Origin of the sequence: Streptomyces sp. NPDC057623 (assembly GCF_042800355.1) — a bacterium.
In the GTDB taxonomy this organism is placed as follows: domain Bacteria; phylum Actinomycetota; class Actinomycetes; order Streptomycetales; family Streptomycetaceae; genus Streptomyces.
The window spans coordinates 14,262-26,312 of the sequence record NZ_JBHVGZ010000006.1 but is presented as its reverse complement, the minus strand read 5'-3'; the positions used below and the strand labels follow the sequence as shown (position 1 = coordinate 26,312).

Annotated in this window: 15 protein-coding genes; 11 read left to right on the top strand and 4 right to left on the bottom strand. The window is 71.1% G+C overall.

From position 1 onward, the window contains the following. Positions 1-68: 68 nt before the first annotated feature. Complete coding sequence (gene dapD, locus ACFU95_RS08685) at positions 69-1,073, top strand: 2,3,4,5-tetrahydropyridine-2,6-dicarboxylate N-succinyltransferase (protein WP_383823745.1); 1,005 nt, start codon at positions 69-71, stop codon at positions 1,071-1,073. Between the two features lie 16 nt (positions 1,074-1,089). Here dapD and ACFU95_RS08680 read toward each other — a convergent pair whose 3' ends face one another. Continuing rightward, the gene (locus ACFU95_RS08680) at positions 1,090-1,617 is read right to left on the bottom strand and encodes a hypothetical protein (protein WP_383823742.1); all 528 of its coding nucleotides are present in this window, start codon (positions 1,615-1,617) and stop codon (positions 1,090-1,092) included. Positions 1,618-1,759: 142 nt separating this feature from the next. Beyond that, a complete protein-coding gene (locus tag ACFU95_RS08675; RefSeq protein ID WP_383823739.1) occupies positions 1,760-2,596 on the bottom strand; it encodes an RNA methyltransferase in 837 nt (278 codons plus the stop codon). Between the two features lie 190 nt (positions 2,597-2,786). Here ACFU95_RS08675 and ACFU95_RS08670 point away from each other — a divergent pair, with 190 nt between their 5' ends. From ACFU95_RS08670 to ACFU95_RS08660, 3 genes are all read left to right on the top strand, one after another. Beyond that, a complete protein-coding gene (locus ACFU95_RS08670; protein ID WP_383823736.1) occupies positions 2,787-3,026 on the top strand; it encodes a hypothetical protein in 240 nt (79 codons plus the stop codon). A gap of 159 nt (positions 3,027-3,185) precedes the next feature. Next, positions 3,186-3,743 (top strand): SigE family RNA polymerase sigma factor, encoded by a 558-nt coding sequence (locus ACFU95_RS08665; protein ID WP_383823733.1) that lies wholly within the window; start codon positions 3,186-3,188, stop codon positions 3,741-3,743. After that, positions 3,740-4,960: a WD40 repeat domain-containing protein gene (locus tag ACFU95_RS08660; protein ID WP_383823731.1), complete on the top strand. Its 1,221-nt coding sequence runs from the start codon at positions 3,740-3,742 to the stop codon at positions 4,958-4,960. Before ACFU95_RS08665 ends, ACFU95_RS08660 begins: the two co-directional genes overlap by 4 nt. Here ACFU95_RS08660 and dapA read toward each other — a convergent pair whose 3' ends face one another. Beyond that, positions 4,961-5,863: a 4-hydroxy-tetrahydrodipicolinate synthase gene (dapA, locus tag ACFU95_RS08655; RefSeq protein ID WP_383823728.1), complete on the bottom strand. Its 903-nt coding sequence runs from the start codon at positions 5,861-5,863 to the stop codon at positions 4,961-4,963. 175 nt (positions 5,864-6,038) lie between these two features. Here dapA and ACFU95_RS08650 point away from each other — a divergent pair, with 175 nt between their 5' ends. The 7 genes from ACFU95_RS08650 to ACFU95_RS08620 all read left to right on the top strand — a co-directional run bounded on the left by ACFU95_RS08650 (position 6,039) and on the right by ACFU95_RS08620 (position 10,191). Continuing rightward, entirely contained in the window at positions 6,039-6,173 is a 135-nt protein-coding gene (locus ACFU95_RS08650; protein ID WP_383823726.1) for a hypothetical protein, read from the top strand. Further along, positions 6,170-6,862 carry a hypothetical protein gene (locus ACFU95_RS08645; protein WP_383823723.1) on the top strand — a complete coding sequence of 231 codons (693 nt, stop codon included), beginning with the start codon at positions 6,170-6,172 and terminating at the stop codon, positions 6,860-6,862. Before ACFU95_RS08650 ends, ACFU95_RS08645 begins: the two co-directional genes overlap by 4 nt. Positions 6,863-6,916: 54 nt before the next feature. Next, on the top strand, positions 6,917-7,336 hold the full coding sequence (locus ACFU95_RS08640; RefSeq protein ID WP_383823720.1) for a phage holin family protein: 420 nt from the start codon (positions 6,917-6,919) through the stop codon (positions 7,334-7,336). Beyond that, entirely contained in the window at positions 7,333-7,938 is a 606-nt protein-coding gene (locus ACFU95_RS08635; RefSeq protein WP_383823717.1) for a DUF3618 domain-containing protein, read from the top strand. The genes ACFU95_RS08640 and ACFU95_RS08635 overlap by 4 nt, the downstream gene beginning before the upstream one ends. A gap of 102 nt (positions 7,939-8,040) precedes the next feature. Beyond that, positions 8,041-8,745, top strand: coding sequence for an antibiotic biosynthesis monooxygenase (locus ACFU95_RS08630; RefSeq protein WP_383823714.1), 705 nt, complete (start codon positions 8,041-8,043; stop codon positions 8,743-8,745). Between the two features lie 83 nt (positions 8,746-8,828). After that, positions 8,829-9,440, top strand: a complete 612-nt coding sequence (locus ACFU95_RS08625; RefSeq protein ID WP_383823710.1) for an ArsR/SmtB family transcription factor — start codon at positions 8,829-8,831, stop codon at positions 9,438-9,440. A gap of 16 nt (positions 9,441-9,456) precedes the next feature. Continuing rightward, complete coding sequence (locus tag ACFU95_RS08620) at positions 9,457-10,191, top strand: SRPBCC domain-containing protein (protein WP_383823708.1); 735 nt, start codon at positions 9,457-9,459, stop codon at positions 10,189-10,191. A 13-nt stretch (positions 10,192-10,204) separates the two neighbouring features. On the opposite strand, the gene ACFU95_RS08615 is transcribed toward ACFU95_RS08620, so the two are convergent. Continuing rightward, the gene (locus ACFU95_RS08615; RefSeq protein ID WP_383823706.1) at positions 10,205-12,034 is read right to left on the bottom strand and encodes an endonuclease/exonuclease/phosphatase family protein; all 1,830 of its coding nucleotides are present in this window, start codon (positions 12,032-12,034) and stop codon (positions 10,205-10,207) included. Positions 12,035-12,051 lie beyond the last annotated feature (17 nt).

The following is a 12,051-nucleotide window of genomic DNA, read 5'->3' as shown; positions in this document are numbered from 1 at the left end:
CGCTCGTACCCTGAGACGTCCCTCTCGCCGGTTGGCCCGGGCGGCCCCCCGCCGGTTAGGTTGCCCTCATGACCGACACGACTGCTCCTCGTACCACCGGCGCCGTGGCCGCCGGCCTCGCCACCATCGCTGATGACGGCACCGTTCTCGACACCTGGTTCCCCGCGCCCGAGCTCGTCGCTGTGACTGCCACGAGTGGCCCTGGTCCCTCCGGCAGCGAGCGGCTGTCCGCCGAGCGCGCTGTCGAGCTGCTCGGCGAGGGCGCCGCGAAGGCGATCGGTCCGGACGCCCGCCGGGGCGTCGAGGTCGTCGCGGTCCGCACGGTCATCGCCTCGCTCGACGAGAAGCCGATCGACGCGCACGACGTCTACCTGCGCCTGCACCTGCTCTCCCACCGTCTGGTCAAGCCGCACGGCCTGAGCCTGGAGGGCCAGTTCGGCTTCCTCGCCAACGTCGCCTGGACCTCGCTCGGCCCGGTCGCCGTCGACGACGTCGAGAAGGTCCGCCTGAACGCCCGTGCCGAGGGCCTGCACCTCCAGGTGACCTCGATCGACAAGTTCCCGCGGATGACCGACTACGTGGCCCCCAAGGGCGTCCGCATCGCCGACGCCGACCGGGTCCGCCTCGGTGCCCACCTCGCCGAGGGCACCACCGTCATGCACGAGGGCTTCGTCAACTTCAACGCCGGCACCCTCGGCACCTCCATGGTCGAGGGCCGCATCTCCGCGGGCGTCATCGTCGGCGACGGGTCCGACATCGGCGGCGGCGCGTCGACGATGGGCACGCTGTCCGGCGGCGGCAACGTGATCATCTCCATCGGCGAGCGCTGCCTGATCGGCGCCGAGGCGGGCGTCGGCATCGCGCTCGGCGACGAGTGCGTCGTCGAGGCCGGCCTCTACGTCACGGCCGGCACCCGCATCACCATGCCCGACGGCCAGATCGTCAAGGCCCGCGAACTGTCCGGCGCCTCCAACATCCTCTTCCGCCGCAACTCGGTCACCGGCACGGTCGAGGCCCGCCCGAACAACGCGGTGTGGGGCGGGCTGAACGAGATCCTGCACAGCCACAACTGACCGTCGACGTAGGTCATCACTGAGCGCCCTCCCCCGGGCCGGGGGAGGGCGCTCGTGTGTCGGCTCGTGTTTCCCGCCAGGCGTCCGAGGTGTCAGGGGCGCGCGGGAGGAGTGGCTCCGCCTCGCCGGTCCAGACACGGTAGAGGTGACGGATGGCCGTGATGTCGGCCTGGTCCTTGGGCCTGGCAGCGGCGATCTTCCACCGCAGGATGTCACCCAGGCGCATGAAGGGGACCCCGTCGATGACGTCGGCGTCATCGATGAGCCGGTCCGTCGACCACCCCGGGGTCCAACGGTCCATGATCTCTATGCCGGCGGTCGGATGGACGACCCTGAGCCCGTACCCGGAGACGGTGGGCTCCGGTGCGCCGAGGCGAAGGGCGCACTGCCAGGCTTCGCCGCGTGCGAGGACGTCGAGGTCGCCCATGCGCGCGCGTAACCCACGTACGTACAGGGCCGCGGAGCCGCACACGACGTAGTCGTCGCGGGGCAGTCTCAGAGCGGCCAGGGCAGCGAAAAGCCCATCGGCGTCGCTGAGAAGCAACTGTTCTCCTCGGATGGGGTGGAGTTCGGCGTCCTGCCAGGACTCAGCTTGGTGCAGCGGCCGCGCCGGCACTTCTCGGCCCGCGCCGGACCGGCTGACGAACGACTGCTCGTGTGCTTCCCACCGCTGTGGCGCCGAGCCGTCAGGCCGCACGCCTGCGTGCGGCGATCCGCTGCCGGGAAGCCTCGTACAGCACGGCGGTCGCGGCGTTCGCGGCGTTCAGCGAACTCGCGGAGCCGGTCATCGGAATGCTGACCGTGTGGTCGCACAGGTCCCGCCAGGCGCTGCTCAGCCCGGATGTCTCGTTGCCGATCAGCAGCAGCACCGGCTGGGTGAAGTCGAAGTCGAAGACGTCGCAGTCCCCCCTCTCGTCGGTGCCGACCAGGACGATCGGCTGCCCCACGGCCCGCCGCGCGTCGATCCAGGCCATCACGTCACCGGGGGAGGGAACGCGTACGGCCGGTACGGCGAACAGGGAACCCGTGCTCGCCCGCACGGACTTGGGGTCGTACACGTCGGCGGCGTGTCCCGAGACGATGAGCCCGTGCGCGCCGAAGGCGTCCGCCGACCGGATGACGCTGCCGATGTTCCCAGGGCTGGTCGGCCGGTCGAACAGGACGCCCAGGAAGTCGTCGCCGGGCGTCAGGCGACCGAGGTCGTCGGCCGGCATCTCCACGACGGCGACGAGCTCCGGCGCGCTCTCGCTCTTCTCCCCGAGATCCGCCAGCATGTCCGGCGCCATGGCGACCCGCTCGGCGTCGACGGTCCGCAGCAGCTCCCGCGCCCACTGCGACAGCGTCCGCTTGCCGTCGTAGAGCAGCGCCTTGACGGGCCAGCCGTACCGCACCGCCAGCGATATCGGGCGAACACCCTGCACCAGGAACTCACGCGCTCGCGTTCGCTTGTTCCGGTTGGTCAGCAGCGACTCCCACTGTTGGAAGCGCGCGTTGCGTGAGGTGATTCGCTGGAGCGGCGGCAAGTGTTCTCCAAGGCAGGCCAGTAGTGGTGAGGTGACGCACGTCAGACTACTCACGGCCATGACCGACCCCGTCCGCGGCAACCCGGCGCCCTCACGTACGGGTTACTTGACGTGACCTCATCGCGGTCCAGGCAGATGAACGGTTGGACGCAGTTTCCGATCACACGCCGAACCGAAGAAATGAGGGCCGATGACGGGCCGAGTGAAGACGAGCGCGCGGACCAGGGTCGTACTCCGCCTGGTCGTGGGTGCGCTGGCCGCGGGGGCGGCGTGCTGGCTGCCGGCGGGCAGCGCGTACGCCGACGAGACCAACACGGCCTCGCACAACGGCCCCCGGATCGGGCTGGTCAACGTGGGGCAGGTGGACGATCCGATGGAGGATGTGCTGGAGCACTTCCTGCTCTTCGGCGACGGGTACAAGTGGGGCTGATCGCGTGCCCCGGGGCCCGTACCGCATCCTGTGCGGTACGGGCCCCGGTCCGTTCGCCGATCTTTTTTCCGTGTGCCGGCATAGCGGCAGCCCGCCGCACGCGTCACCAGGAGTAGGAGAGGCGGGCGCCGGGCCGGCCCGGGGGAAGAGAAGGTGACGATGGATGCCGAAGCGCAGGACAGGTTTCGGGAGTTCGTGGAGAACCGGTCGTCCGCGCTGTTGAGGACCGCGGTGCTGCTGAGCGGCGGCGATCGGCACGCCGCGGAGGACCTTCTGCAGAACGCCCTGGTCAAGGCGGCCGACCGCTGGCACCGCATCGACGAGCCGGAGGCGTACGTACGGCAGATCCTGTACCGGCAGCAGATCAGCCGCTGGCGGCTGAAGTGGCGCCGGCGCGAACTCACCGTCGCCGAACCGCCCGAGACCGGCGCGAGCCCGGACGCCGCGCCCGACGCGGAGCTGCGGCTGCTGATGCGCGGGGCGCTGGCCCGGCTGACGGCGCGGCAGCGCATGGTGCTGGTGCTGCGCTACTTCGAGGACCTGCCCGAGGCCGACGTGGCCCGCGTCCTGGGCTGCTCCGTGGGCACCGTACGGTCCACCACCCACCGTTCGCTGGCCCGGCTGCGCGCGCTCGCGCCCGAGCTGTCGGCCCTGGGCCCGGCAGCCGTCGAGTCGCCGCCGTCCCGTGACTTCTCGCCCGTGGAGGTACGACCGTGAACGTCGAGGAACTCGTGCGTGACTCCCTGCGGGAGCTGGCCGACGAACAGACGTCGGCCGGACCGGGGCTCGCCGACCGGGTCCTGGTGGTCCGCCGGCGCCGACGCACCCGGCGGATCGCCTCTGTCGCCGCGGCCACCGCGGCCGTCGTCGCCATCGGCGTGGCGGTACCGCTGCTGGACTCCGGGAAGGAGGACGTGCGGCCCGCGGACGTCGTACAGAAGAACAAGGACATCGCACATCCGGACCAGTCGCCGCCGCGCGAGCTGATCTCGGCCGGGAACACGGTGCTGGCCGCCTACTACGTCCCGCGGACCGTCAAGCACTCCGCCGGCCAGGCCGAACGCGTCCGCGACTACTGGCTGTTGGACCAGAGGACGGACCGGTACGTGAAGACCACCAAGTGGTCCTACGTCGCCGTCGCGCCGGGCATGAAGACCGCCGCCGTGCTGGAGCGGAACCTGCCGGCCTCGCGGATCGGCCTGCTCGACCTGGCCACCGGGAAGGTCGCGCGGTGGATCGAGGTCGACCACAAGGTCGCCGGACTCTCCTTCTCGCGCGACGGTCTGAAGCTGGTCGCGACGACCTACGGCGAGAACCCCGACCAGCTGGTCAAGACGGAGGGTTCCGACTACTGGGACCAGAAGCAGCCGTCGACCCGTACCGGGTTCTACGTCCTCGACGTGGCCTCCGGAAAGGGTTCCTGGAGCGAGGTCGAGCTCGAAGGCGACCCGAACGACCCCATGGGCGAAGGCTTCCTCAACGCCCGCCAGGACTTCGCACTGAGCCCCGACGGCAGGCATGTCTGGGCCGGCAACCCCATGGGAGCCATCGGCAAGCAGTTCTACGACCTCACGGGCGCCGAGGTCGAGGTGCCGGCGGACCAGAAGCACCTGCAGTGGTACGTCGAAGCGTGGCAGTCGCCCAGCGGCAGGCTGGTCGCGGGTGACTTCGCGGGCAAGAAGTGGAAGACGTCCTCCTGGGTCGTCGAGGCCCGCACCGGCCACAAGACCGAGGTACGCGGGCAGCAGTTGCTCGCCTGGGTCGGCGACACCTCGCTGATCGCCTGGGACATCGCGAAGGACGGCAAGAACGAGTTCCACCAGCGGCTCGTGAAGGTCACCATCGGCAGCGCCAAGACCGTCCCCCTGAGCGGCTTCCGCATGGGCAACGACGGTGACGCCGGGCGCTGGGAGCCCGTCTTCGCCGAGCGCTGATCAGGCGGCGACGAGCTCCTCGTAGGCCGCCAGCAGTCCGTCGACCGCCTCGCGGCCGGCGGGCCGCAGCGGTGCGCGGACGGGACCCGCGGGCAGGCCCAGTTCATGGAGCAGGGCCTTCGCGGTGACCGCGCCGGGCAGCCCCGCCGACATCATCGACTCGATGAGCGGCGTGGCGCGTTGTTGGAGGCGGGCGGACACGGGGGTGTCGCCCGCCTCGAACGCGTCGAGCACCGCCCGGAGCCGGGAGGGCACGACATTGGCGACCGTGCTGATGTAGCCGGTGCCGCCCACCGCGTACAGCGCCAGATTGTGCTCGTCGCACCCCGCGTAGTACGCCAACTCCGTGCGCGAGAGCACCTTCTGGGCGCCCAGGAAGTCGTAGGAGCAGTCCTTCACCGCCACGATCCGGGGGTGCTCCGCGAGCCGGATCAGCGTCTCCGGTTCGATCCGGGTCCCGGTGCGGCCCGGGATGTCGTACAGCGCGAGGGGCAGTCCGGCAGCGTCCGCGACCTCGCGGAAGTGCGCCTCGACGGCGTCCTGCGGGGGCTTGCTGTAGTACGGCGCGACCACCAGCAGGCCGTCGGCGCCCGCCTTCTCGGCCGCCAGGGCCAGCTCGACGGTGTGCCGGGTGTCGGAGGTGCCCACGCCCGCGACGACCGACCCCCGGTCGCCCACCGCCGCCCGCACGGCCCTGATCAGCTCCGACTTCTCGGCGTCCGTCGTGGTCGGCGACTCGCCCGTCGTACCCGAGAGCACGAGCCCGTCGCACCCCTCGGACACCAGCCGGTCGGCCAGCCGCTGCGCACCGTCGAGGTCCAGCGATCCCGCCTCGGTGAAGGGAGTGATCATGGCGCACAGGGCGCGGCCGAAGGGCGGGGCGGGGGAGGGAGTGGTCGTCATGGAAGTAGTCTCGACAGGTCGACCGTGAAGCTCCACTTAATTTTTCTACGAGGTATTGATAAGTATTGCTGTGGGATGGGAGTCCGTTGGGCCCTTCGCAGGCCCTATGTCCAACTCGGGCGTCATGGGTCACCATGGCCAGGACGGTCATCGTGCCCTGGTCATGGGAGGCGTCATGAAGCTCGGCAAGGCACTCGCCACCGGAGTCGCGCAGGAGCGGCCGCAGACCCGCGAGGAGGAGCCCGAACTCCGGCTTCCCGAGGAGATCGAGGAACTGAAGGCTCCCGAAGAGGCCCCGGTCGCCCGATGAGACTGCGGCTTCCGGAGGAACGCCCGACGGAGCCGCCGACCGGATACAAGATCGCCCACCCGATGCTGTCCCAGGACGGCACCCGGGCAGGCTTCACCGGTGTGTCGCTGGGCGGCGCGCTGCCGTACGGGGTCGTGGCCGACGCCTCCTGTGTCTACGGCCTGCGGCACCGGGCGCCGAGCCGCCGCTGCGACTGCGGCTTCCACTGCGTGCACGACCGTACGGCGGCCGAGGCGCTGCTGTGCACGGCCGGGCACCGGGCGGCCGTACTGCTCGAAGTCACCGTGCTGGGCCGCTACATCCGCTTCGAGCGCGGCTTCCGCTACGCCCGTCAACGGGTGCGCACCGCCACGGCCCCGCCCTGTGCCTGCGGCAGCGTAGCCGCCTCCCTGGCCGACGCCGGCTGGGGCCGCCCCGGCTGGCGCGCGCTCGCCCCTTCCTGCGCGGGCTGCCTGCGCGGCCGTACGTCCGTCCCGCTCGCCGGGTTCGCCCGGCTGGCGGGGGACGGGCTGCGGGTGGCGGCCGGGCCGGGGGCGTCCGCGGCGGCCGCCGACCTCGCCGCGGCCGGTGAGCTCGGCGTGCCCGAACTCACCGCCGAGGCGGCGCTGTTGCAGGCCCGCCTCGACTGGTTCCAGACCCAGCTGGCCCGGCTCGGCGAGCGCGGACCGGGGGGCGGACGGAAGGGATAGCGGGGGCCGCACCGGGTACCCGGGGTGTTCCGAACCGAGAGGAGGCGGAACACCGTGACCGGGTCCATGGTCCCCGAGCGGGTGCGCGACGAGCAGCGCTCGGTGAGCGATCTCGTAGGACAGGCCGGCGAGCAGCTCTCCCGACTCGTGCGGCAGGAGGTCGCCCTCGCCAAGGAGGAACTCGCCGAGAAGGGCCGGCGCGCCGGCCGCGGCGGCGGACTGCTGGGTGCGGCGGGCGCCGTCGCGTACGCAGGCGTGCTGTTCCTGGCCGCGGCGGTCACCGCCGCGCTCTCGCTGACGCTGCCCGTGTGGGCCGCGGCACTCATCGTGACGGGAGTCCTGCTCGCCGTCGCGGGTCTGCTGGCCGCCACCGGCCGTGCCCAGCTGCGCCGCGCCGCGCCTCCCGCACCCAAGGAAGCACTCGGCAGCGTCAGGGCCGATGTCGAGGAGATGAAGGGAAGGGCGCACCGATGACGGACAAGAAGGCGGGGGCTACGGGCGGTGGGGAAGCCGCGAAGAAGGGCTCCGCGAAGGCCGCTGCGGCGGGGAAGGCCGCGGCGGGCAAGGCGAGCGGCGGGGCCAAGGGTCCCGAGGAACTGCGTCGCCAGATCGAGCAGACGCGGGGTGAACTCGGCGACACCGTGGAGGAGTTGGCCGGGAAGGCGGACGTGAAGGGCCGGGCCATGGCCCGTGCCGCCGACCTGAAGGACAAAGCGGGTGCGATGACCGTGCAGCTGCGCAGCAGCGCGGCCCAGGCGGGTCACCTGGTGCAGGAGCGGGCGACCCACGCCGGGCACGTGGTGCAGGACAAGGCCACGCATGCCGGGCACGTCGTGCAGGACCGGGCGACCCAGGCCGGTCACACGGTGCAGGACCGGGCGACCCGGACCGGCCACACCGTCCAGGACCGGGCGACCCACGCGGGCCATGTCGTCGAGCACAGCGTCCCGCGCCCGCTGCGCACCGTCGTCCAGGCCGGCCTGCGGCATCCGCGGCCGGTGCTGATCGCGGGGGCGGTGGTGGGGGCCGTGGTCGTGACCGGGGTGCTGCGGTGCCGGCATCACGGGCACGGCTGAACAGGCGCTTGACCTCAAGTTCGGTTGAGGGCGAAAGGTGATCGGTGGCCGCGCATCGCGGCCACCGATCACCTTTCACCCCTGCCGTCCATGGAGGCCGCCGTGACCCGCCGTACCGACGCCCACCCCGACCCCACCCGCCCCGAGGTGGGTGCCACCTTCTTCAGCACCTGGCGGGTGGGCACACCCCTGCGGCAGAAGCGGACCGTCGAGGCGATCGCGGCCACGTGGGAGCGCCGCCCGTGGCCCGCCGAGGGCCTGCTCGGCTACCACGTCTACGCCGGGCACGACGGCTCCACCCTCCTGCACCACTCGCAGTGGCGCAGCGAACCGGCCTACGAGGGGTTCCTGAAGACCCACAGGCAGGAGCGCGTCGACGAGATCGACACCGCCGTGCCGGGCATCGAGCGGCTGGGGCTCGGCCGCTACCGGCACTACCGCAGCGCCGGCCGGGAGGGTGACACCCGCGTCCCCGGCTGCGTCGTGATCGTCGACATCGAGTTCGAGGGGCCCGACCCCGACCGGCAGCGCGCCTGGGTCGACGCCGTGTTCGAGGCGCTGCAGAGCGAGCCGAACCCCCACCCCGGCGGCATCTCCGCCCACTTCCATCTGAGCACCGACGGCACCCGTGTCCTCAACTACGCCGAGTGGGAGAGCGCGCAGGCCCATGCCGACGCCCTCGCCGCCCCGGGCAGCGGTATCGGCTCGGCGACGGAACTGTGGCACCGCGTGCAGAACTGGCCGGGGCTGACGAAGGGCGGTGCCGTCAGCCGGTACGAGCACGTGCTGGGCCTCATGCCCGCATGACCGGGCTGACCGGCCTGACCGGAGCCTTCACCGACAACTCGCCCCGTCTGGACAAAAAAAGTTTTCGGTGAGACGGTGGACCCATGCTGGACGTCACCGTGATCGAGGACCCCGAGGCCGCAGCCGTCTCCCTGGACCCCATAAGGGCCCGGCTGCTCGCCGAACTGGCGGCCGGCCCCGCGTCGGCCGCCATGCTGGCCGGCAGGGTCGGACTGCCCCGGCAGAAGGTGAACTACCACCTCAAGGCGCTGGAGCGGCACGGACTGGTCGAGCTGGCCGGAGAGCGCCGCAAGGGCAATGTCACCGAGCGGCTCATGCGCGCGACCGCCGCGTCGTACGTCATCTCGCCGCTCGCGCTCGCCGCCGTGCAGCCCGACCCGGACCGCTTCCGTGACCAGCTCTCCGCCCGCTGGCTGCTGGCGCTCGGCGCCCGGCTCGTACGGGACGTCGGTTCGCTGATCACCGGCGCCGCGAAGGCCCGCAAGCGGCTGGCGACGTACGCGCTCGACGGCGAGGTCAGGTTCGCCTCTGCCGCCGAACGGGCGGCGTTCATCGAGGAGTTGACGGTCGGCGTGAGCGCGCTGATCCAGAAGTACGACGCGCCCGACGCCGAGGGCGGCCGCGATCACCGGATCGTCGTCGCCGTACACCCCACGGTCAAGGACCAGCAGCCCACCCAGGAAATCGAGCAGTAGGACGTAGGAGCCCGCCATGTCCAAGGAATTCGAGATCGCCCGCGAGTTCGAGGTCGACGCCACGCCTCAGCAGGTCTGGGAGGCGGTCACCACCGGGACCGGAGGCTATCTCTGGCCGATGGAACCGCCGGAGCCCCGGACCGGCGGCCGGGGGCCCTTCGGGTCGACGGTCACCGCCTGGGACCCGCCGCACCGCTACACCAACCGTGTCGAGGACGTCGACGGCATCGCCGAGCAGACGATGAACCAGCTCGACTACACCATCGAGCCGCGCGACGAGGGCCGGCGCGCCTGGGTGCGGTACGTGCACAGCGGCATCTTCGTCGACGACTGGGACAACCAGTACGACGGCGCCGCCCGGCACACCGACTTCTATCTGCACACCCTGCGCGAGTACCTGGTCCACTTCGCGCCCCGGCCGGCCGCCTTCGCCACGTTCGACGGCCCCGACGCGGCGAAGGCGCCCGACGCCCTCGCCGCCGTCGGGCGGGCACTCGGTGTCGGGGAGGACGTGGCCGCCGGTACGCGCCTGACGGTCCACGGCCCCGACGACTTCGACGCCGTGGTCGACTTCCGCAACCCGTACTTCATCGGGCTGCGCACGGACCGGGGCCTGACCCGCGTCTTCGGACGCAACCACTGGGGCCATCCGGTCGGCATCTCCCTGCACGACTTCACGCCGGGCACCGACATCAAGGAGTGCGAAGCCGCCTGGCAGGGCTGGCTGAACGGCGTGTTCAGCCAGCCCTGACACTCACCCGAGGCTATGGACGGAACCGCAGGACCTGCGGGTCGTGGTCGCTGATCTGGTCGTTGAACTCCGAGTTGACGTGCACGCTGTCGTACTCGAAGTCGCAGGAGTTCCGGATCGACGGGCTGATCAGGATCTGGTCCAGCGTCTGGGCGTTGCCCTGGTAGACGTAGGAGTAACGCTCGCTCTTGGGCAGCGACTTGATCGCCGACCACAGGGCGCCGTCGTCCTCCAGCAGCTTGGCGGTGCCGGAGAACTCGAAGTCGTTGATGTCGCCGAGCGTGACGACGTCCGCGTTCTTCTGGACGGCCAGGATGTCCTTCACGAACGCGTTCACCGCGGTCGCCTGGAGGTGGCGCTGGGTCTCCGAGCTGCGGACCGGCGGCTGGTACTGCGCGTGCAGCGCCTGGTCGCCGCCCTTGGAGGCGAAGTGGTTGGCGATCACGAAGACCGTCCGGCCGCGGAAGGTGAACTCACCGGCCAGCGGCTTGCGGCTGTTCGTCCAGGCCGCGTTCGCCGGGTCGATACGGCCGGGGGAGAGCGTCAGGGCGGCCTTGCCCTTCACCTTGGTCACGCCGACCGCCGTCGTGGCGTCGCCGCCCGCACGGTCGACGAAGGAGACCCGCTCCGGGTTGAACAGGAACGCCTGGCGGATGTTGCCGCCCGGCTCACCGCCGTCGGCCTTGTCGACCGGGTCGATGGAGCGCCAGTCGTACGCCGGGCCGCCCGCCGCGGCGATCGCGTCGATCAGCTTCTTCATCGTCTGGTCGGCTGCGACCGTACCGTCGTTCTTCGCGCCGTTGTTGTCCTGGATCTCCTCCAGGGACACGATGTCGGGCGACTGGAGGTTGTTCACGATCGCGGCGGCGTGCTCGGCGAAGGTGGTGTCGGACGGGTCGAGGTTCTCGACGTTGTACGTCGCGACCGCCAGCTCGCCACGCCCCTGCTTCTGGGTCGTCTCCCGCTTCAGGCCACCGCTCTTGAGGGTGCCCAGCTCGCTCGCGACGAGGGTGTAGCCGCCGAACTGGGTGTAGTCCAGGGGACCGGTGGTGGTGCCGGCGAGGGTGTCACCGACGTTCGCCTTCGGGAAGTCGGCGGCCGCGCCGAGGGACTGGATCTGCAGGCGTCCGGTGTTCTGCGAGTCGTAGGAGCCGTAGACCGTACCGCCCCGCCGACTGGCGTTCTCGCGCGGCTTCACCGTGACCCACAGCTCGTTGAAGCCGTCCGTGCCGGTGACCACCCGGGCGTCGGCGACCCGGACGTTCATGTGCTCCAGGGACTCGTAGTAGTCCAGGGCGTACGCCTTGGGCCTGAGCGTCAGGCCGTTGACCGAGCCGTTCGCGGCGGTGTCGCCGGCCGGAGCGTACGCGGCCGGGACGGACTTGGCGGAGATGACCACGGCCGCCGGGAGGGCGTTGCCGCTGGAGACGACGGTGAACGTCGGCTTGGTGATCTCGGTGATCGACTGGTTGCCGGTGGCGGCGCCGCCCGGGACGTACTCCTGGATCGTGCCCGACACCGTGACCGCGTCGCCGACGGCGACACCCTTCGGCGTGGAGTTGGTGTAGACGAAGATGGCCTCGCTGGTGGCCGGGTTGTCGTCCGCCTGCGGATCCTGGATCCAGAAGCCTCTGGAGGATCCGTAGGTGCGTACGCCGGTGACAATTCCGGCCACGTCCGTGACCTCCTTGCCGGCGTACGGGGATATGCGCGTGCTGCCCTGGACGTCATGGATGCGCACGGAGTCCGCGTGCGCGGGAGCCGTGAGGACGACGGTGGACGCCGCGGAACAGACGGCGGCGACGGTGAGCGCGGCGAGACGCGCGGACTTCTTGCTCGGCAACGGAAATCCCTCCGGGG